This window comes from Neorhizobium sp. AL 9.2.2, assembly GCF_013317225.1.
In the GTDB taxonomy this organism is placed as follows: Bacteria; Pseudomonadota; Alphaproteobacteria; order Rhizobiales; family Rhizobiaceae; genus Neorhizobium; species Neorhizobium soli.
This window is the reverse complement of sequence record NZ_JAALXU010000009.1, coordinates 551,260-571,160: the sequence shown is the minus strand read 5'-3', so window position 1 is coordinate 571,160 and position 19,901 is coordinate 551,260. Positions and strand designations below refer to the sequence as shown.

Annotated in this window: 18 protein-coding genes; 14 read left to right on the top strand and 4 right to left on the bottom strand. The window is 60.3% G+C overall.

Going from position 1 to position 19,901, the window contains the following annotated elements; all coding sequences use genetic code 11:
* The first annotated feature begins 12 nt into the window (after positions 1-12).
* Positions 13-450 carry a BLUF domain-containing protein gene (locus tag G6K99_RS20245; protein WP_062459555.1) on the top strand — a complete coding sequence of 146 codons (438 nt, stop codon included), beginning with the start codon at positions 13-15 and terminating at the stop codon, positions 448-450.
* Between the two features lie 74 nt (positions 451-524).
* Here the strand turns inward: G6K99_RS20245 and G6K99_RS20240 are convergent, their stop codons facing one another.
* The 3 genes from G6K99_RS20240 to G6K99_RS20230 all read right to left on the bottom strand — a co-directional run bounded on the left by G6K99_RS20240 (position 525) and on the right by G6K99_RS20230 (position 3,138).
* A complete protein-coding gene (locus tag G6K99_RS20240) occupies positions 525-2,318 on the bottom strand; it encodes a YbhB/YbcL family Raf kinase inhibitor-like protein (RefSeq protein WP_174197664.1) in 1,794 nt (597 codons plus the stop codon).
* 121 nt (positions 2,319-2,439) lie between these two features.
* A complete protein-coding gene (locus G6K99_RS20235; protein WP_092663136.1) occupies positions 2,440-2,709 on the bottom strand; it encodes a hypothetical protein in 270 nt (89 codons plus the stop codon).
* Positions 2,710-2,733: 24 nt separating this feature from the next.
* The gene (locus tag G6K99_RS20230) at positions 2,734-3,138 is read right to left on the bottom strand and encodes a gamma-glutamylcyclotransferase (RefSeq protein WP_174197663.1); all 405 of its coding nucleotides are present in this window, start codon (positions 3,136-3,138) and stop codon (positions 2,734-2,736) included.
* 493 nt (positions 3,139-3,631) lie between these two features.
* Between G6K99_RS20230 and G6K99_RS20225 the strand changes: the two genes are divergently transcribed.
* The 11 genes from G6K99_RS20225 to G6K99_RS20175 all read left to right on the top strand — a co-directional run bounded on the left by G6K99_RS20225 (position 3,632) and on the right by G6K99_RS20175 (position 16,159).
* Positions 3,632-6,634: a DEAD/DEAH box helicase gene (locus tag G6K99_RS20225; protein ID WP_244631546.1), complete on the top strand. Its 3,003-nt coding sequence runs from the start codon at positions 3,632-3,634 to the stop codon at positions 6,632-6,634.
* 305 nt (positions 6,635-6,939) lie between these two features.
* A complete protein-coding gene (locus G6K99_RS20220; protein WP_092663140.1) occupies positions 6,940-7,995 on the top strand; it encodes a sensor histidine kinase in 1,056 nt (351 codons plus the stop codon).
* A gap of 179 nt (positions 7,996-8,174) precedes the next feature.
* Positions 8,175-9,026 carry a transporter substrate-binding domain-containing protein gene (locus G6K99_RS20215; RefSeq protein WP_174197662.1) on the top strand — a complete coding sequence of 284 codons (852 nt, stop codon included), beginning with the start codon at positions 8,175-8,177 and terminating at the stop codon, positions 9,024-9,026.
* A gap of 169 nt (positions 9,027-9,195) precedes the next feature.
* Positions 9,196-9,924, top strand: a complete 729-nt coding sequence (locus G6K99_RS20210; RefSeq protein WP_174197904.1) for an amino acid ABC transporter ATP-binding protein — start codon at positions 9,196-9,198, stop codon at positions 9,922-9,924.
* A gap of 5 nt (positions 9,925-9,929) precedes the next feature.
* Entirely contained in the window at positions 9,930-10,604 is a 675-nt protein-coding gene (locus G6K99_RS20205) for an amino acid ABC transporter permease (RefSeq protein ID WP_174197661.1), read from the top strand.
* Positions 10,605-10,613: 9 nt separating this feature from the next.
* Positions 10,614-11,279: an amino acid ABC transporter permease gene (locus G6K99_RS20200; RefSeq protein ID WP_174197660.1), complete on the top strand. Its 666-nt coding sequence runs from the start codon at positions 10,614-10,616 to the stop codon at positions 11,277-11,279.
* 22 nt (positions 11,280-11,301) lie between these two features.
* On the top strand, positions 11,302-12,228 hold the full coding sequence (locus G6K99_RS20195; protein ID WP_174197659.1) for an N-carbamoyl-D-amino-acid hydrolase: 927 nt from the start codon (positions 11,302-11,304) through the stop codon (positions 12,226-12,228).
* 12 nt (positions 12,229-12,240) lie between these two features.
* Complete coding sequence (gene hydA, locus G6K99_RS20190) at positions 12,241-13,701, top strand: dihydropyrimidinase (RefSeq protein ID WP_174197658.1); 1,461 nt, start codon at positions 12,241-12,243, stop codon at positions 13,699-13,701.
* On the top strand, positions 13,698-14,357 hold the full coding sequence (locus G6K99_RS20185; RefSeq protein WP_174197657.1) for an aspartate/glutamate racemase family protein: 660 nt from the start codon (positions 13,698-13,700) through the stop codon (positions 14,355-14,357). The genes hydA and G6K99_RS20185 overlap by 4 nt, the downstream gene beginning before the upstream one ends.
* Before the next feature lie 5 nt (positions 14,358-14,362).
* Positions 14,363-15,277, top strand: a complete 915-nt coding sequence (locus G6K99_RS20180; RefSeq protein WP_113111512.1) for a LysR family transcriptional regulator — start codon at positions 14,363-14,365, stop codon at positions 15,275-15,277.
* Positions 15,278-15,304: 27 nt separating this feature from the next.
* The gene (locus G6K99_RS20175; protein ID WP_174197656.1) at positions 15,305-16,159 is read left to right on the top strand and encodes a D-amino-acid transaminase; all 855 of its coding nucleotides are present in this window, start codon (positions 15,305-15,307) and stop codon (positions 16,157-16,159) included.
* 118 nt (positions 16,160-16,277) lie between these two features.
* On the opposite strand, the gene zwf is transcribed toward G6K99_RS20175, so the two are convergent.
* Positions 16,278-17,789: a glucose-6-phosphate dehydrogenase gene (zwf, locus tag G6K99_RS20170; RefSeq protein WP_371816253.1), complete on the bottom strand. Its 1,512-nt coding sequence runs from the start codon at positions 17,787-17,789 to the stop codon at positions 16,278-16,280.
* Between the two features lie 249 nt (positions 17,790-18,038).
* Here zwf and G6K99_RS20165 point away from each other — a divergent pair, with 249 nt between their 5' ends.
* Complete coding sequence (locus G6K99_RS20165) at positions 18,039-19,337, top strand: Gfo/Idh/MocA family protein (protein ID WP_174197655.1); 1,299 nt, start codon at positions 18,039-18,041, stop codon at positions 19,335-19,337.
* A 112-nt stretch (positions 19,338-19,449) separates the two neighbouring features.
* Positions 19,450-19,887 (top strand): BA14K family protein, encoded by a 438-nt coding sequence (locus G6K99_RS20160; protein WP_113166085.1) that lies wholly within the window; start codon positions 19,450-19,452, stop codon positions 19,885-19,887.
* Positions 19,888-19,901 lie beyond the last annotated feature (14 nt).

Sequence of the window (19,901 nt, the reverse complement as noted above, 5' to 3'; positions counted from 1 at the left end):
GGGGAACTGATAATGGATAACAGCTTGTATCGCCTGGTCTACTACAGCCGCAACCAGATCGGCGACGATGGTGCGGCGTTTAGCTCAAACGTCGACGAGATCCTGGCGAAAAGTCGGGTGAACAATCTCCGTGACGAGATCACCGGGGCGCTTCTGTTCAACGCGGGCTGCTTCGCCCAGGTTCTGGAAGGTCCGCTCGAGCGGGTGGAAGCCGCATTCGAGCGCATCCAGCAGGACGAACGCCATGGCGAAGTTTCGCTGCTGGCCGTGGACCCGATCAGCCATCGGTATTTCCCGAACTGGGCAATGGGTTTTATCGGGACATCCGAAGCCCACGCAAAGCGCTTCGCCGACGTCGGCTCGTCAAGCGGTTTCGATCCGTCCCGGCTGAGCGGCGAGCAGATCCATACCCTGTTGCGAGACCTCGCAATCGAAGAAGAGGCCGCCTGATTCCAGTACGGCCTCCTCCTCCAAAAACATCGCTTGCTGCTCAGCGTTGCAGCGGGGCGTGATCGGACGAAGCCTTACTTCTTCGCAGGATCGACCTTCTGCTGGTAGCGACCCACGATCTCACCCTTGCCGATCACATGACCGGCCACTGCGGCGAGAAGAGCATCCCGGTCGGATGTCGGGGGAAGAGCCAGCATCTCGTCAAGCGCAAGAACCTGGAAGTGATAGTGATGCGCCGGGTCGCCGGCCGGCGGCTTTGGTCCGAAATAGCCGTGACTGCCGGATGTGTTGCGGCCTTGAAGGACGCCTTCCGGTTCGACGAGGCGGAGCTGTTCCTGCAACCCTTCCGGCAGGGACGTCACCGTTGCCGGGATATTCCACGCCAGCCAGTGAACAAACGGCTTGGTTGGTGAGGAGCCTGGATCCTCTACGATGATCGCGTAGGACGCGGCCTTCGGGACGGCCTTCCAGCTGATCGCCGGTGAGACACTCTCGGCATATTCGCTATGACGCTGCGGCATGAGTTCGTCGTTGTCGAAAGACGAGGACGAGACGGATACGCTGCCTTCCGTCTTGGTCTCCGGGCGATCCATGGCAAGTGGCACATCGATACCTTTGGCGGCCTGCGCCTTCATAGGTTCAACGGGCGCAGCGGGCTGCGCTTGTGCCTTTTGCGCGTCGCCGGTGTAAGCCACCCTGTAGATGACACCGTTTGCATCGTCGGCCATCAGCAAGGCGCCATCCTTGGCGACGGCCAGTCCGACCGGTCGTGCGAAATGCGTCTTGCCACCATCGCTGAGGAAGCCGGTGACGAAAGGTTCGAAGGATTTCGGCTTGCCGTTTTCGAAGTGAATGCGAACAATCTCGTATCCGGATGCCGGGTTACGATTCCAGGATCCGCGCATGGTTGCAAACGCATCGCCCGAGAACTCGGCCGGAAACGACGTTCCGCTGTAGAATTTCATCTGCATGGGGGCTGCGTGTGCCGTGTAGCCGAGTTTCATCGGATCGCTCTGCGCCTTCCACTCCTCCTTGGTCACGCCGCCGACCGGTGTCGACTGCGGATAGATGTCGCCTGCTCCGTAAACATGCGGCCAGCCATACTGCTTTCCCTGTTCGATGAGGTTGAGCTCTTCTGCCTGCACCTCATCACCGAGGAGATCGATGCCATGGTCGAGCCCCCAAAGTTCACCGGTCTCGCGGTTCCAGTCGTAGCCGATCGTGTTGCGAAGGCCGGACGCGAAGATGGTGCGGCTCTTGCCATCAGGGGTCGCCCGGAGCACCGTTGCGTTTTCAGCATTGCTTTCGTTGCAGGCGTTGCAGGTGGAGCCGACGCTGATGTAGAGCATGCCATCAGGACCGAACTCCATGACGCGGTTGGGATGCTGTCCGGAATCCGGCAGATCGCCAATGATCATTTCGAGTGGCCCGAGCGTGCCGTCGTCCTTGATGTCCGCGACGAACACCTCTTTGACCGTGACGAGATACAGCCTGTTATCCTTGATTGCCAGACCGTGGGCCTGCGCGCGCGCTGCCACTTTCACCGGTGCGCCGTCGGCCTTGCCGTCGCCGTTCTCGTCCTTCAGCAGCAGCACGTCGCCTTCCTCGCGGCGGCTGACATAGATATAGCCTTTGTCGGACACGGCGATGATGCGGCTGTTTCCGAGACCCTGGGCGAAAGGCTCAACGGTGAAACCTTCCGGCGCCTTCAAGGTGGCGATCCGCTCCGCGGTTGCCGGAATCTTGTTCGGCTTGAACACGTTGGTCGTGATCTGGACTTCGGTTCCATCGCCCTGCTGTGCATAGGCTGCGCTGCTCAAGAATACCGCGGTCGCGACCGACGCGACGCCAAGAAGTCCAAATTTCATCACTGTATCTCTCTCGTTGACTCGCCCCGTAACCAGCAACCGGAGCCATAGTTCCTCCACCGAGACGCGAAGCGAGAGCACAGCCGTGGTTTGAGACGTCAAATCGAACGAGAACGTAGCGTCACGCTTTCGGTGGCTTTGGCAAAGGGTTGCCAAACAGATCAACCGGGTCGGGAACCGCTGACGCGCTCGCCTTCTGGTCGTCGGATAGTCTGCCACCAAATGAGCGTGAACTGTTCGGCCTTCCGGCCCACAGCACCATTTCGATCTTTTCTCCGGCCTTGATATCTCTGTGAGCGATGAAATAGCCGCGGTGGTCCGGTGCGCGCTCGTGGCCGGCTTTTTCATTTTCGAATAGGCTGACATCGCCGGGCTTTGCCTCGTAGCGCATCGTGACGTCCCTCTTGTCTTGTCGTTACCGGTCCCATGGCGGGATAAATCTGCGGTCGTTATAGGCGGACAGGAAACCGGAATGGATGGGGTCGAGCCAGTTCTCGTCTTTCAAAAAGACAAGGGCATCATGAACGAGACCGCCGCCCGATGCCTGAACCTTGAGCATTGCCCGGAAACTTCCCTCTTCACCAACGTCTTCCAGCTTATCCAGAACCGGCAGATCGTCTTCAGGGACTTCAAACAACTCCCCTGTCACCTGCAAACCGATTCCCGGTTGTTCGAGCATCATCGGCCCGTAGAATGGTGCTGCTATCAACAGGGGGTAGGGCTCGACCGTCACTACATCCCCGATATATTCCGAATTCCCAAGCCCCTTATCGTGAAGCGCAAAGCCTCTTTTCAGGGTGCCGTAAATGAACACTTTCACATGGTTCTCCTATCCGTGAGGTCGAATAACCCGCTCGTCATCGACCTGTTCCGTGCACGGCAACGCGGCATCCGGTCGCTGATGTCTCACCGTCATGGCGGCCTGACCGCGTGAAGAGAAAACGCAAAGTTCGAAGGGAACAGGGCGCGACAAACTAAGTTCTTGCAGCCTGATAAAATTGCTGACGCGAGAATGGCAGGTTCATGTGAGTATCGTTGAGTCCCGAAATGAAAACGCCCCCTCTCCCCTCCCCGCATCCGAACAGACCCCGCATCTGAAACTGCCGCCGGGTTTGGTGGCAACCCGGCTTGAGGCATCGCTCCGGAGCTCCGGTCGTTCGCTCTGCTACGTGGCATTGAGCGAAAATGCTGCGCAAAAAATAGCGGATGCCATGGCAGCGCTCTTTCCCTCGGTCCAATTCATTGTTCTGCCGCCTTGGGACTGCCTTCCCTATGATCGGGTTCCGCCCTCGCGGCACTGCATGGGTCGACGCATGGACGCATTGCGGATATGGGCCAGGCCAAGCGACACGCCGCGACTGCTGCTGACATCGATCGACGCGACGCTGCAGCGCATTCCGCCGGCGGGGGTCATCGCAGATGGCCAGATCGAACTGGTGGTCGGCCATCGATTCGATCGCGAGGCATTCCTGAATTTCGTCAGACGATCAGGCTATGTGGAAGAGGGCGTTGCCGACGATCCCGGCGAACTGGCGGTGCGCGACGGGATGATCGACATCTATCCCGCCGGCGCCCCGGGCCCAATGCGCATAGTCCTGTCGGAAGACGATCACGTGACCGAATTGCGTGGGTTTGACCGCGTCTCGCAGCGAACCGAGAGCTACCTTGAACGGTTGAGCTTCGGTCCGGCATCCGAAGCCATACTCGCAGACCTCATTCCGGAAGCCCCTGCTTCAAAATCTGAGACGATGGAGCGCCAGCTTTCCCGCCTTTACCCGGACATGGTGACGGTTTTCGATATCCTCGGCAATGCCGCTTTGACTGCGGCTCCGGGCGCAGCAGACCGGGTCGTACGGAATCTGGAAATCATCGACGACGCCCGCCAGTCCCGCACGGATTTCGGTAAGACCGGAACATCCTCTCCTTGCTCGTTCTATCTTGACAGCGAGGAGTGGGAACAGCGCTTCACCGGCGTGCAGACCAGCGCACTGGATCTCGAACAAGGGGGTGACCTGCCTTCCGGGGCGTCTGATGCGGACCCGCGCAAGGCACTGGTCAAGTTTGCACAGGAACGCCTGGGCGATGGAATGAAGGTTGTAATTTCCGGGCATGGCAAGGCATCAGAGGCGCTTTGCCGCCGTGTCGCGAAAGCAACTGGCGTATCGCCTCGGTCCGTCGACAGCTGGACGCAGGTGATGGACGCCGAATCCGGCGCGCTTTTGAAGCTCGCCTGCGCCCTCGATCACGGGTTCCTCGACGTCGCGCAAAATGTTGCTGTGATCGCCGCGGGCGACGAACACCGACATGTTTCAAGTGCAACTTCCTTTCTTGGCGAACCAGATCTTCGGATCGGCGACGTCGTCGTCCACGAAGATCACGGCATTGGCATTTTAAAAGATCTGGAGAGCATCGCCGTTGCAGGCGTCGCGCGTGACGCTGCCCGTCTGGAATATCGCGAAGGTGCTTCCGTGCTTGTTCCGATGGAAGAATTCGGAAAGCTGTGGCGCTACGGTTCCGAACCCGAGGCGGTCTCGCTCGATCGTCTTCACACCGACGCCTGGCAAAAGAAGCACGAGAAGATTGTCGCGGACATCAAATCGACGGCGCGTCATTTTTCGACCATCGCAAAGCACAGGCAGGCCTCGCCGGCCGAGACGTTCATTCCTCCCCGTGCCGAATTTTCAGCCTTCATCCGACGGTTCCCTTTCGCCGAGACACCAGATCAGGCCGAAGCCATCAAGGCCACGCTTTCCGATCTCGCGTCCGGGCATGCGATGAACCGCCTTGTCTGCGGCGATGTCGGCTTCGGCAAGACGGAGATCGCACTGCGGGCCGCAGCAGCGGTAGCACTTGCGGGCGGTCAGGTGGTCGTCATCGCCCCAACGACTGTTCTCACACGTCAGCATTTCGCCACCTTCAAGCGACGCTTCGAAGGAACAGGCATCTCTGTCGGAATGTTGTCACGGCTCGTCAAGCCAAGCGAGGCGAAGCAGGTCAAGGCGGCGTTGGCCGAGGGTGAAATCGACGTTATCGTCGCGACCCATGCGATCCTTGCAAAAGACGTGCGCTTTGCGCATCTCGGGCTTTTGATCGTGGATGAGGAACATCGGTTCGGGCTCAAGGATAAACGGGCCATGAGCGCGCTCGCGCCGACCCTCCACACGCTCGCCATGTCGGCAACACCTATCCCACGCACCTTGCAGTCGGCAATGGTCGGAGTTCAGGAGGTCAGCCTCCTGACGACTCCGCCCGCCCGGCGCCGACCCGTTCGCACATCGCTTGCAGCATTCGACAACGCATCGATGCGCACCGGATTGATGCGAGAATACCGCCGGGGCGGACAAAGCTTCGTCGTGGTGCCGCGCATCGAGGATATCGAAGCCGTCGAGGCGATCCTGCGCAAGATTGTTCCCGAGCTCTTGGTTAAGGTCGCGCATGGCAAGATGCCGGCGGCGACGATCGATGAAGCGATCGTCGGTTTCGCGGACGGCGATGGCGATGTCCTTCTCGCCACCAACATTATTGAAAACGGCCTCGATGTGCCGCGCGCCAATACGATGTTCATCTGGAATGCGGAGCGGTTCGGTTTGGCCCAGCTGCACCAGTTGCGTGGCCGGGTCGGCCGTGGAGGCGCGCAGGGCATGACCACGATTCTGACGGAAGAAGGTGCAGAACTGCCCGAGGAAACGCGCTTGCGGCTTTTGACACTCGTAGAGAACGACCGCCTGGGCGCCGGGCTTGCGATCAGTCTGCGCGATCTCGATCTGCGCGGCGGGGGCGACATCGCCGGCGAGGATCAGGCTGGGCATATGAAGGTCATCGGCATTGGCCTTTACCAGAAGCTCCTCGCGCGTGCCGTCGCGAAACTGGGAAAACGACTTTCGGCCACCAGAAAGCGCGCAATCCTGCATCTCGACGTCGCGGGCACGATACCGGCGGATTACGTGCCGGATCCGGCTGTCAGGCTCAATCTCTATGCCAGACTTCTGCGGGCATCCTCACAGCGCGACGTGAATGATCTGGAAGAAGAGTTCGAGGATCGCTTCGGCGAATTGCCGCAGGAGACGCTGCTGTTGTTGCGCACAACCAGGCTGCAGCTTGCAGCAGGCCATCTCGGTATCGCCAAACTCGAAGCCGGACCGAAGGCGATTGCGATGACCATTGCCAAGATGCCGGCAAGGGTGATTTCGGCCCTGACGAAGAAGATTGCGGCAATCCGGCGGGAAGACCGGCTGATATTTGAGACGGTCGCCCAGACCTGCGACGAGCAGCTGAAGTTCTTCGAGCGACTCATTCTGGCGGCGCGAAGGCCTTGAGGCTTTACGGTTTGACTTGATCGACGATAGCGCGGGCCCGTACTGTGGGCCCGCGAATTTTTGTCAGAACCCCGCGTCGGAGGCTGACGATCTGTCAGTCTCGCGGAGCGCCTCCTGTCCCCGCATATCGCGCCTCTGATGCCTCAACGTGCTCGTCACGTTTGTTGTCCGCATACGCCGTGCTTTCACCGGTGTTGCCAAACTTGTCCCTTATCCCGTCGGACATTACGTACCTTTCTAGTTGCTGATTGACGGAACACCCCGAACAAGCCAAGAACAAGCAACGCCGCGGGAACCCACTTGGAATGAAGCCCTTACGTATGCAATTGTTCGAGATGAGCGACCACGTCCGCGCTTCCCCGGGAAAGCGCTGGGGAGTGGCGGTTGCAGCGTTCGGGCTTGCGCTCTACGCGCGGTTTCTATGCGACCATCTCCTGCCGCCGGGCTTCCCTTATCTGACCTTCTTCCCCGCGGTAATCCTGACGACGTTTCTGGCGGGCGTCTGGCCCGGGGCCGTTTGCGCCGTGGCCTGTGGCGTGGCTGCCTGGTACTGGTTTATACCGCCGTTTGCGATGTTCGAGATCAACGGGTCGGTCCTCGTGGCTCTGACCTTCTACGCGTGCGTGGTCATCGTGGACATTCTGCTGATCCAGGTCATGCACAAGGCGGTTGATGATCTTCAGGAAGAACGCCTGCGCAGCGAAGACCTGGTGCGCGAACAGCAGCGCCTTCTTGCCGAGCAAAAGGAACGGGAGCGCCAACAGCGTGTGTTGCAGCGCGAATTGTCCCACCGAATGAAGAACACGCTGGCGATGGTTCAAGCCGTCGTATCCCAGAGCCTGCGCAATGCGACAGACGTGAAGCTTGCCGGTGAAATGGCGTCGGCCCGCATCGACGCACTTGCCCGGGCACAGGATACGCTGACGGCAACGAACTGGTCCGCAGCAGATGTCGAGACGATTGTACGGACATCCGTCGAACCGCACCAGGACAGTCCCGACCGCTTCGATATCTTCGGGCCTCCGATGGTGCTGGAAGCACAGCCTTCCATGGGTTTGGCACTGGCAATCCATGAACTTGCGACAAATGCCACCAAATATGGCGCGCTCAGCACGGCCGACGGCAAGGTCGAGATCCGCTGGACGGCGCCCGGCGAAAACGGCTTTGCCTTCACATGGATCGAAAGCAAGGGGCCGGCCGTGAGCGAACCGACGCGGCGCGGCTTTGGCTCCCGCCTGATGGAGCGCGTTGTGCCGACCTATTTCAACGGCGTCGCCAACGTGGACTACCGCACGGATGGATTGCACTACCGCATCGAAGGCGAACTTCTTCCGAAAGAGCCTCAGCCTCTTCAGAGCTGACGCAATATGCGCCATCGGCCGGTTGCGACAACGACGACCATCGACACAATCACTATTCGAAAATCATATATTTCTAGTTCGATTATAATAATTAATTATATTGCAGCGCAGCAGGTTCGGTGGAACACTGGCGTCAACAAGGGCCGCAAAGGCCTGGAGCCGCCAGTAGGAGAACATCGATGAAACCATCTATCAGGGCCGGCTTTGTCGGCTTAGCTACTCTGCTTGCCTGCACGCCAGCCTACTCCCTTGGAGACACAATCAAGACCGCGATCGACGCGACCTTCGCGCCGCACGCGATGCCAACCCTCGACGGCAAGATAGAGGGTTTCAACGTCGATATGGCAAACCTGATCGGCGAACGGTTGGGCAAGAAAGTCGATCTGACCGGAGCGCAGTTCTCCGGCCTCATCCCAGCGCTGCAGGCCGGCACCTATGACTTCCTTGTAGCACCCGTCACCGTGAACAAGGAGCGTGCCGCGAACCTTCTCTTTACCGAAGGCTTCATGGACACCAATTTCGGTTTTGTCGTGCCGGCCAATGCGCCTGAATACAAGACGCTGGAAGACTTCAAGGGCAAGACGATCGCCGTCAACAAGGGGTCTGCCTATGACAGCTTCCTGCGGGAGAAGGAAAAGGAATTCGGCTGGAAGGTCGAAAGCTACGGTACCAATACCGACGCCGTGGCAGCCGTCATTGCTGGACGCGCCGATGCCAACCTTGCCGGCAACACTGCCGCTGCGTGGGCGGTCAAGAAGAACCCGCGCCTGAAACTCTCCTTCGAATACGAAACCGGCCTCGTCTGGGCCCTTTCCTTCCGCAAAGGCGACGAGCAGAACCGCGATCTCGTCGATCGTGCGATGGAATGCCTGAAGCTAGACGGCTCGATGGCGAAGCTTTCGGTCAAGTGGTTCGGCGTCACGCCGGAAGCAGGCACGACGATCGTCACCCCGACCAAGGGTTTCGGAACGCCGGGCTTCGATGGTTACAAGGGCGATGACCACAAAGCCTCCTGCGATAACCTGAAGTAACGCTCTGCAGCACGGGCAGGCGCTTCAGTCGCCTGCCCTCCCCCTTGATCAGACAGGATGCGGCAGCCGGCTGCCAATCGTCTCTCCCATCGGAGATAGCGGTTGGAATCCAGTCGGCAAATCTGTCCGCATCGTGCCTGCCGGAGGTGCCAACATGGCCAATCGCCCAATGCTCGAAGTCGTCGCGCTGGAAAAGCGCTTCGGGTCCACCACCGTCCTCAAGAAGATCGACCTGAGGGTCGCCGAGGGCGAACTCGTGTTCGTCATCGGTCCATCCGGTTCCGGTAAAAGCACGATGCTGCGCTGTTGCAACCGGCTCGAGGAACCAACGTCGGGCGATATCATCGTCAATGGCCGCAACATCATGGCCGGTACCCGCCGCGATCTCGACCGTATGCGGCTGCAGATCGGCATGGTCTTTCAGGGGTTCCACCTATACCCGCATATGAGTGTCCTCAAGAACGTAACTCTTGCCCAGCGCAAGGCGCTGAAGCGCTCGAAGGCAGAAGCCGATGCGCGGGCGATGGATATGCTCGAACAGGTTGGCCTCGCGCACAAGGCCGACGCCTATCCCGGTGAGTTGTCGGGCGGCCAGCAGCAGCGCGTGGCGATCGCCCGCTCGCTGGCGCTCGATCCGAAGGTCATGCTGTTCGACGAACCGACCTCGGCACTTGATCCCGAACTGGTCGGCTCCGTCCTCAAAGTGATGAAGGACCTGAAATCCAAGGGCATGACGATGGTCGTCGTCAGCCACGAGATGGGCTTTGCCCGCGAAACCGCCGATCGGGTTATCTTCATGGATGGCGGTCTCGTCGTTGAAGAAGGCACGCCGGACGAGCTATTCGGCAACCCGAAGGCCGATCGCACCCGCGCATTCCTTTCGCGCGTTTCCGGGTAACGGCGATGGACCGGTTCCTCGAAACCTTCTTCAACCCGGTGGTGATGGCGAAATATACGCCTGACATCATTGCCGGGATCTGGGTCACGCTGCAGATTGCCGCTGCGGTGATCGTGGCGGGTATTGCATCCGGCCTCGCGCTAGCCTGCCTGCGCAGCTATGGCGTCAAGACGCTCAATTTCTGCATCATCTGCTACGCCGATATCTTTCGCGCGCTGCCGCCTCTGGTCGTCATCCTGATCCTCTATTTCGGCTTCCCCTCGATAGGCATCCAGCTGTCCGGCCCGATGGTTCTGTTCCTCGTCCTGGCAGCGACCCTCGCAGCGTTTGCCGAAGAAATATTCTGGGCCGGGTTCTCCTCTGTCGAAAAGGGTCAGTGGGAGGCAGGCATAGCAACCGGGCTCGGTTTTACCCGCACGCTTGCCTATGTCGCGCTGCCCCAAGCCGTCCGTCTTGCCATTCCGCCGCTCGTCAACCGCGTGCTTGCCATCACCAAGATGACCGCGCTCGGCTCGGCCATCGGCGTTTCGGAAATCCTGTCGAGCGCCACGACGGCGCAGAGTTTTTCCGGCAGTGCCACGCCGCTCACCATGTCGGTCGTCGCCTATCTGGTGATTTTCCTGCCGATGGTGGTCTTCGCCCGCTGGCTGGAAAGCCGGACCGCCTGGAAGAAGCGATAGGAGGCTGCCATGGATATCTTCATCGACCAGTTCTTCAATATCGACATCATGCGCCAGTCATTGCCGTTGATGATGTCCGGCCTCTGGATGACGCTCAAGCTGTGCAGCGCCGTGATCCTGCTCGGCCTGATCGGCGGCCTGTTCGTCGCACTCGGCAATATGAGCGAGCGCCGCTGGCTGCGCTGGATCTCGATCGCCTATACCGATCTCTTCCGCGCCCTGCCGCCGCTGGTGCTGTTGATCTTCATCTATGCCGGCCTGCCCTTTGCCGGGGTCAACATCTCGCCCTTCGCCGCCGTCGTCATCGCATTCCTGCTCAACAACTCCTCCTATTATGCGGAGGTCTATCGCGCGGGTCTGATCTCGGTTGCCAAGGGACAGTGGGAAGCGGCGCAGTCGACGGGCCTCAGCCCGGTACAGACGCTTGCCCATGTCGTCCTGCCGCAGGCCATCCGCAACGTGCTGCCGGACCTGCTGTCCAACACCGTAGAAGTCGTCAAGCTCACCTCGCTTGCCTCCGTCATCTCGCTGTCCGAGCTTCTCTACAATGCCGGCATGGCGCGCTCGGTCACCTACAATGCCTCGCCGCTGGTGCTGGCGGCTCTCATCTATCTCGTGCTGCTGTGGCCGCTGGTGCGCCTCGTCAGTAATTTCCAGCGGCGCCTGGCCGCCTGATCGCTTTCGAAAGGAAACTCCGATGACCATTATGAATATCGCAGGTGCCCAGCTCGGCGCCATCCAGAAAGCCGACAGCCGCGAAAGCGTCGTCATCCGCATGATTGCGCTTCTCGATGAAGCCGCATCCAAGGGCGCAGACATGGTCGTCTACCCAGAGCTGGCGCTCACGACCTTCTTTCCCCGCTGGTACATGGAAGACCAGGCCGAAATCGATTTCTGGTTCGAGACGGAAATGCCGAACGCCGCCACGCAGCCGCTGTTCGATCGCGCCCGCGAGCTCAACATCGCCATCACCTTCGGCTACGGCGAGAAGACGCCGGACGGACACTATTACAACACCTCTGTTGTTACCGACCGTCAGGCCAATATCGTCGGAAAGTATCGCAAGGTGCACCTCCCCGGTCATTCCGAATATGATACCGAGCGCGCCTTCCAGCATCTCGAGAAGCGCTACTTCGAACCCGGTGATCTCGGCTTCAACGTCTGGCGCAACGAAGGCGTCATCATGGGCATGGCGATCTGCAACGACCGCCGCTGGCCGGAAACCTTCCGTTGCCTGGGCCTGCAGGGCGTCGAGCTGGTGACGATCGGCTACAACACGCCGTCCGTGAACAGCCAGATGAGCGCCGAAGGGTTGGAGAAACGGCTTTTCCATTCCGACCTCTCCATGCAGTCCGGCGCCTACCAGAACTCGACCTATGTCGTCGGCGTCGCCAAGGCGGGCAATGAAGACGGCCACCCGCTGATGGGCGGCTCAATCATCGTCGACCCGGACGGGTTCGTTCTCGCCCGCGCCGTGACCGAGGAGGACGAGCTCATCATCGCCGAATGCGATTTCTCCAAATGCGACTTCGGCAAGAAGACGATCTTTGATTTCGAGCGTCATCGTCGTATCGAGCATTACGGTCGCCTGACGAGCCAGACCGGCGTGATCATCGAAGTGTAAGGAAAGACCGACATGACAGCGTTTGATACGGTCATCCATGGCGGTCGCATCGTCACCGCATCCGACATATTCGATGGCGATATCGGCATCGTCGACGGTCGGATTTCGGCGATCGGCGAAAAGATCGCCGGAGGAACCCGCCGGATCGATGCGGGCGGCAAGCTGGTCGTTCCCGGCGGCATCGAGGCGCATGCTCATATCGCCCAGGAAAGCTCCGCGGGCGTGATGACCGCCGACGACTACTATTCGGGCTCGGTCTCCGCCGCCTTCGGTGGCAATTCCTCATTCATCCCGTTCGCGGCTCAGCATCGCGGCCAGTCGATTGCCGAAGTCATCGCCACCTATGGCGGCCGCGCCGCGCCGCACTCGGTGCTCGACTATTCCTATCATCTGATCATTTCCGACCCTTCGGCTGATGTCCTTGCAGAGCTACCGGGCGTATTTGCGCGGGGCATCACGTCGTTCAAGGTCTTCATGACCTACGACCTGATGAATATCGGCGACGGCGGCATGCTCGATATCCTGACGATTGCCAAAACCCATGGGGCGCTCACCATGGTCCATGCCGAAAACAACGACATGGTGAAGTGGATGAACAAGCGGCTCGCGGCGGCCGGGCTGACCGCGCCAAAATACCACGCGATCAGCCGTCCGGAGCTTGCGGAGGAAGAAGCGATCAACCGGGCCGTCTCGCTGGCAAAGCTGGTCGATGCAGCACTCTTCATCGTCCACGTCTCAACGGCTGGCGGCGCTGCCATCGTCCAGCGCGAAAAGCTCGCCGGCACGAAACTGTTTGCCGAAACATGCCCGCAATATCTGGCGCTGACCCGTGATGATCTCGATCGGCCCGGCATGGAAGGGGCGAAATTCATCTGCTCTCCACCGCTCCGCGACGCGGCAACGCAGGAAGCGCTCTGGCGACATGTGCAGTCAGGCACGTTCGAAAGCGTCTCCTCCGACCACGCGCCCTACCGTTTCGATGCCAGCGGAAAATTTGCCAATGGTGCCGATGCGCACTACCCGAAGATCTCCAACGGCATGCCCGGCATCGCCATGCGCCTGCCCTATCTGTTTTCGGAGGGCGTTACTAAAGGCCGCATCACCCTGCAGCAGTTCGTGGCACTCTCAAGCACCAATGCGGCCAGGACATTCGGCATCGCGAAAAAGGGATCTATCGCAGCCGGCTACGATGCCGATATCTGCATCTGGGACCCGGAAGCCCGCCGCAAGGCAACGCTTGCCGATCAGCACGACAATATGGACTACACACCGTTTGAGGGCATGGAGATCGAAGGCTGGCCAGTCCTCACCATGAATCGCGGCGATGTCATCGTCGAGAACGGCGAGTTGAAGGCGGACCGTGGTCGTGGCCGTTTCATTGCCCGCAGCCCTGTCGACCTGACGGGCAAGCCCGGCTACCGCGCCAAGGAATTCGATCCGGCGCAGAACTTCGGCGTGGAGATCGCCCCATGAGAAAAGTCGGCCCGATCCTCGTCATCAACCCGAACAGTTCGGAAAGCGTCACCGAAGGCCTGCGCGTGGCGCTCTCCCCGATGCAGTTTCCGGGTGGTCCCGTCATCGAATGCGTCACGATCGATGAGGGTCCGCCCGGCGTCGTCAGCCAGCGCCATGTGGATGAAGCGTCACTGCGCACCGCCGACCTGATAGAAACCCGACCGGATGCATCAGCCTATGTGCTCGCCTGCTATTCGCAGCCCGGGCTGGACCTTGCCCGGTCGATCACCAAAAAGCCGGTCTACGGCATCCAGGATGCGGGCGTGCTGAGCGCGCTGGCGCTTGCGGATCTCTTCGGCGTCATCGCAGTCGCCGAAGGTTCGATCCCCCGTCACATGCGCAACCTTCGCCGCCTCGGCGTCGATGGCAGGCTTGCCGGCGAGGTCGCGCTTGAAGGCGCGATCAGCGTCGCCGATAGCGGCCATGGGGAGGAAAGCTACGCGGCACTCGTGAAGGCCGGGCTGAAATTGCGCCAGATGGGCGCCGGCGCGATCGTGCTGGGCTGTGCCGGCATGTCCGGCCATCGCCGCAGACTGGAAGAGGAGCTCGGCATCCGCGTGATCGACCCGACCCAGGCCGCCGTCGCGATGGCGCTTGGCGCAGTTCTCACCTGAACGCCATGACCGAAATCGAGCAGAAACCGGATATCTCCCTGCGCCTCCTCGAGATCTTCGGGGCCATGATGCGCTGCGAAACGACCGTCGAGGCCGCCGAGCAGTTGGGCATTTCCCAGCCCGCCGTTTCGAACGGCATCCGCCAGCTGGAAAACCAGCTCGGCATAACGCTGTTCGAGCGCCTGCACCGGCGGCTTGAGCCAACCGAGGAAGCGACGCTTCTGTTTGAAGAGGTGCGTCCGGTCTTCAGCATGTTGCGCAGCTTTTCCGCCCGCGCCCGCTCCATCAGGCACGGCACATCGGGACGGCTGCGCGTCATGTCGACGCCGCCGCTTGGCAATACGGTCGCACCGGTGGCGCTCGCACGGTTCCTGAAGGACCGTCCGGATGTGTCTGTCGCCTACGATGTTCGCCGGCTCGAACACGTCATCGAAGCTGTGCAGAGCGGCGCCGCCGATGTCGGTCTGGCGATCGCGCTCGAGCGTCATCCTTCCGTGAATGTAGAGATCCTGTCGCGCACCCATATGGTCGCGCTCGTGCCGAAGGACCACCCGGTCGCTAGCCGGCAGGAGGTGACGGTCAGTGATTTGTCCGAACACGGTTTTATCGGCCTCGAAGCAGAATCGCGCATGGGCCAGATGCTGCGCGACGCCTTCGATCGCGAAGGTATCGACTATGAGCCGCGGGTCGAGGTGCGCTATTGCGCAACGGCTGCGGTTCTGGCCGGAGCTGGCGTCGGAGCGGCGGTCGTCGATCCCTATAGCGCCGCCTACCAGTCATCGGAGGGCTTGGTGCAACTGCCCTTCCAGCCGCCCCGCGAAGTCGCGGCCGTCCTGATTACCCGCAAAGGCATACCGCGCTCACGCCTGCTGCACGGGTTCATCGCCGAACTGAAGCGAGCCGCCGGCGATGTCTTCTAAATTCCCGACATACTGAAGGAGATTGTCTTGTCCCGTATCGTTTATCTCAATGGCGAATGGCTGCCTGAAGCCGATGCCAAGGTCTCCGTGTTCGACCGCGGGTTTCTGTTCGCGGATGCCATCTACGAAGTGACCGGTGTCATCGACGGCAAGCTTCTCGAATATGAAGGCCATGCCGCCCGCCTGAAGCGCTCGATTGGGGAACTGGGCCTGGACTTGCCGATTTCGGCCAGCGAGCTTCTGGAGGTTCATCGCGAGATCATCCGCCGCAATGCACTCAAGGAAGGCCTGATCTACCTCCAGCTGTCGCGAGGCCCCGCCGATCGCGACTTCGCCTTCCCGAAGAATCCTTCACCGACACTGGTTCTCTTCACCCAGGCAAAGTCGGTGATCGAAAACCCCAAGCTCGCCACCGGCCTGTCCGTCGCTCTGCTGCCCGACTGGCGCTGGGAGCGCCGCGATATCAAGACGGTGCAGTTGCTCTATCCTTCGATGGCCAAAGTGCAGGCGATGGAGAAAGGCGCTGATGACGCCTGGCTTGTAGAGGACGGCTTCGTCACGGAGGCAAGCTCGGCGACCGCCCATATCATCGACAAGAGTGGCAGGCTGATCACCCGCCCGCTGTCGAACGCAATCCTGCACGGCATCACGCGCGCAAGCGTGCTTGATCTCGCCGAAAAAGCCGGCATTCCCTATGACGAGCGCGCCTTCACACCCGATGAAGCGATGAGTGCCGCGGAAGCCTTCATCACCTCGGCCACCAACTTCGTAATGCCCGTCACGCGTATCGACGGCGCACCTGTGGGCGACGGCAAGCCGGGGGCTCTAACGCTCAAACTGCGTGAACTCTACATCGCCGACAAGATCGCCAACTCGATCTGAACCACTGAGCAGCTTTGGTTGATCATAAGATGGCGCCAAACCGAAAGTCGGTCATCTGTGGTATGGCGCCTCTAACCGATCGACCGTCAAGCACCGTCCGCCCGCAACGACACCCGCTTCACTTCCTCTGATGCAACACCACCCCGAGTTCATGCCACTCACGACCGTCTTTGCGGATAAGGTCATCGGCTGAGGCTGGGCCCATGCTGCCGGGGGCGTAGGGTTCTGGAACCGAGCCGTCTTCTGCCCAGGCGTCCAGGAAAGGCTGGACGGCAGCCCATCCGGATTCGATGCTGTCGGCGCGTTGAAACAGCGCCTGATCGCCGATGAACAGGTCGTAGATCAGGGATTCGTAGCCCGTCGTGTTGCCGATGTCGAACCTGTCGGAATAGCGGAAATCCAGTGTCACCGGCACTGTCTCGACGGATTGGCCGGGGCGTTTGATCGAGATTTCCATGCTCATCCCTTCATCCGGCTGAACCTGGATGACGAGCCGGTTGGGCGGCAGACGACGCGTCACGTCCGTTTCGCGAAACTGGGCAAATGGGACCTTGTTGAACGTGATGACGATTTCCGTGTCGCGGGCGGTCAAAGCCTTACCCGTCCTCAAGTAGAACGGTACACCGGCCCAGCGCCAGGTGTCGGCATAAAGCTTGAGGGCCACATAGGTTTCGGTCCGACTGTCGGGCGCGACATCCTTGGTGTCCCGGTAGGCTGACAACGACTTGCCGCCGAGATCGCCCGAACCATAGGCGCCGCGCACGCTGTTTGCGGCGGCCTCTTCAGCCGAATAGACACGCAGCGCTTTCAGCACCTTGCCCTTCTCGTTTCTAATAGCCTCGGCATCGAAACTGTTCGGCGGTTCCATCGCGATCATGGCCAGCAACTGGAACAGGTGGTTCGGAACCATGTCGCGGAGAGCACCTGTCGCATCGTAGAACTTGCCGCGACTGCCGACATCGACAACCTCCGCCGCCGTGATCTGAACATGGTCGATATAGGTGTTGCTCCACAGGCCCTCGATGATCATGTTGGCAAAACGGGCCGTCATCAGGTTCTGCACAGTCTCCTTGCCGAGAAAATGATCCAGCCGGTAGACCTGGGTTTCCTCGACATTCGACAATATACGGGCATTGAGAGCCTTCGCCGAGGCAAGATCGGTCCCGAAGGGTTTCTCGATCGCGACGCGCCGGAAGCATGTCTCGGTTTCCTGCATCAGGCCATGCACTGCCAGCTTCTCGACGATCGGTCCGAACAGAACGGGCGGGACGGCGAGGTAGAAAGCAGCATTTGCCGACGATCCAAGCCGCGTTTCAATCGCCACGTAGATATCGTCCCTGGTGAAATCGCCGCTCATATAGGAAATGCGGGATCGCAGACTGAACCAAGCGTCGTCTTTGCGGGTCGGCTCTTCGCCGTCTGGGCTGAGATGGGTGAGGAACTCATCGAGCCGACCGCGCAGAAATTCGTCGTCGCCTTCATCGATCCCGACGCCGAGGATAGCGAGATCGTCTCCGACCAGGCCGCTGCGTGTCAGGTTGATGATCGCCGGAATGAGCAGGCGACGCGTCAGGTCGCCGGTGGCGCCGAAGATGACGAGAGTAACGGGCGGTGCTTTTTTCGGGATCACGCATAGCTCCTTCCATGAGGTCCTCACGGGGATATAGGCTTCTCGGTGCAACCAGCAATTCTCGAAAGGGAAATAGAGGCGAGTTGCGAGAAGGGTCGGCGCCGCGACGACTTGGCATCCACGCGCCGACGAATACTCACACCGGACCCGCATACCCAAGCCACCTTCCGCATCCGACAAACGCAGAATGCAAAGGAACATCGGCGAAACGGCGTTGTTTGTGAGGCGGCGAGCAATTTGGAGACCGGCATGGATCAGGCAAGCGCTTTCAACAGACGCAATCTTCTGAAACTTGGAGCCGCAGGCGCAACGGGGGTGGTGTTGTCCACGACGGTTGCCGGCGCTCAGAGCTACCCCGCACCGACGCAGGTGGACACCGGCATGGTCGAGGACGGCAAGGTCAAGTTCCCGGAATGGCGCGGGCCCGATGAGACCCCGAGCGGAAACCCGTCAACGCCGCTTCCTCCGGAAGATAGGGTCGGCTTTGCGGTCGTAGCTCTCGGTCGTCTCAGCCTCGAAGAAATACTACCCGCCTTTGGCGAAACGAAAAAATCGAAACTCGTGGCGCTCGTGTCCGGAACGCCGGAGAAGCTATCGGCGGTCGCGCGGCAATACGGCATCGCCGAGGATGCCTGTTACGATTACGAGAGCTTCGACGCCATCAAGGCCAATCCGGACATCAAGGCCGTCTACATCGTTCTGCCCAACAGCATGCACCGCGAATATGTCGAACGGGCAGCGCGGGCAGGCAAGCATGTCCTTTGCGAGAAGCCCATGTCGATCAGCTCGGCGGACGGGCAGGAAATGGTCAAGGTTTGCGAAGAGCAGAACGTCAAGCTGATGGTGGCCTACCGCATCCAGTACGAAGCCGCCAATCTCTACCTCGCCGAAAAAGTCCGCAGCAAAGCCTATGGCCGTCTTGTCGGCATGTCCGCGATCAACGTTCAGACGGTTGCCGAAAACGGTGCCGAGCAATGGCGGCACAAGAAGGCTCTTGCCGGTGGCGGATCACTTCCTGACATTGGGCTTTACTGCCTGAACACCGCACGCTTCCTCACAGGTGAGGAACCGGTCGAAGTCATGGCGACGCAATACAGCCCCGAAGGTGACCCTCGCTATGCCGAGGTCGAGGAAACGGTCTCGTTCACCTTGCGCTTCCCATCCAATTTCATCGCCAACTGCTTCACCAGCTATGGCGCGCGAGACGACAAGCATCAGCGCCTCAATTTCGAAAAGGCCACCGTGGATATGGCGAACGCCTACAAATACGACGGCCAGAGCCTGACTGTCACCGAACTGGACGGCGAAAAATCCGTGCAGAAAAAGGTCGAGATCGCGCTCAACAACCAGTTCGCGGCCGAGATCGACCACATGGCGACCTGCATCATCGAGGACCGCAAGCCACGAACGCCCGGCGAGGAAGGTGTGCAGGATCATGTTGTGATGGAAGCAATCTACGAGTCAGCGCGATCGGGAGCGCCCGTGAGGCTCCAGGCCCCGGACCGACTCGACGCCTTCCGCGGACCACCAGCTGCGGTCGAACTCTGACGCCGGTGTTTGCGCAAGCGCTTGTGTCGTGGACGTGTTCACAAGTTCAACCAGCGCTCTACCCATACGGGAGATTCGCCCTATCTCCGTTTTACAACAATGAAAGAGACAGATGAAAAAGCTCGCAATTATAATCATTTCGATGATGACCGCGTTTACCGGATACGTGCCCGCGCAGGCCATGCCGAAGGCAGCGATTACCGCGGCTGCACCGGCGGCTGACGTCCAGCAGGTCCAATACCGCAACGACAACCGCCGTTACGTCCCCCGTGGCGAGCGTCGATACAACAATCGCTATGATCGTCGTGACCGCTACGATCGCCGCAACCGTTACAGCAACCACCGCCGCCATGACCGTCGCTACGACAACCGTCGTCGCAACAACACCGGCGCCATCATCGGCGGCTTGGCTGCAGGTGCACTCATCGGTGGTGCGATCGCTTCGCAGAACCGCAACGGCAGCAGCAGCTGCGCAGCGCGTTACCGCTCGTATCGCGCTTCGGACAACACCTACCAGCCGAACTCGGGCCCACGCCGGGTTTGCCGCTAACATCTTCACCGGTG

What these genes read in the sequence shown, in the direction of transcription:
- G6K99_RS20245 (WP_062459555.1), top strand. Translation starts at nt 13, where the DNA reads ATGGATAACAGCTTGTATCGCCTGGTCTACTACAGCCGCAACCAGATC.
- G6K99_RS20240 (WP_174197664.1), bottom strand. Translation starts at nt 2,318, where the DNA reads ATGAAATTTGGACTTCTTGGCGTCGCGTCGGTCGCGACCGCGGTATTC.
- G6K99_RS20235 (WP_092663136.1), bottom strand. Translation starts at nt 2,709, where the DNA reads ATGCGCTACGAGGCAAAGCCCGGCGATGTCAGCCTATTCGAAAATGAA.
- G6K99_RS20225 (WP_244631546.1), top strand. Translation starts at nt 3,632, where the DNA reads ATGGACGCATTGCGGATATGGGCCAGGCCAAGCGACACGCCGCGACTG.
- G6K99_RS20220 (WP_092663140.1), top strand. Translation starts at nt 6,940, where the DNA reads ATGAAGCCCTTACGTATGCAATTGTTCGAGATGAGCGACCACGTCCGC.
- G6K99_RS20215 (WP_174197662.1), top strand. Translation starts at nt 8,175, where the DNA reads ATGAAACCATCTATCAGGGCCGGCTTTGTCGGCTTAGCTACTCTGCTT.
- G6K99_RS20210 (WP_174197904.1), top strand. Translation starts at nt 9,196, where the DNA reads ATGCTCGAAGTCGTCGCGCTGGAAAAGCGCTTCGGGTCCACCACCGTC.
- G6K99_RS20205 (WP_174197661.1), top strand. Translation starts at nt 9,930, where the DNA reads ATGGACCGGTTCCTCGAAACCTTCTTCAACCCGGTGGTGATGGCGAAA.
- G6K99_RS20200 (WP_174197660.1), top strand. Translation starts at nt 10,614, where the DNA reads ATGGATATCTTCATCGACCAGTTCTTCAATATCGACATCATGCGCCAG.
- G6K99_RS20195 (WP_174197659.1), top strand. Translation starts at nt 11,302, where the DNA reads ATGACCATTATGAATATCGCAGGTGCCCAGCTCGGCGCCATCCAGAAA.
- hydA (WP_174197658.1), top strand. Translation starts at nt 12,241, where the DNA reads ATGACAGCGTTTGATACGGTCATCCATGGCGGTCGCATCGTCACCGCA.
- G6K99_RS20185 (WP_174197657.1), top strand. Translation starts at nt 13,698, where the DNA reads ATGAGAAAAGTCGGCCCGATCCTCGTCATCAACCCGAACAGTTCGGAA.
- G6K99_RS20180 (WP_113111512.1), top strand. Translation starts at nt 14,363, where the DNA reads ATGACCGAAATCGAGCAGAAACCGGATATCTCCCTGCGCCTCCTCGAG.
- G6K99_RS20165 (WP_174197655.1), top strand. Translation starts at nt 18,039, where the DNA reads ATGGATCAGGCAAGCGCTTTCAACAGACGCAATCTTCTGAAACTTGGA.
- G6K99_RS20160 (WP_113166085.1), top strand. Translation starts at nt 19,450, where the DNA reads ATGAAAAAGCTCGCAATTATAATCATTTCGATGATGACCGCGTTTACC.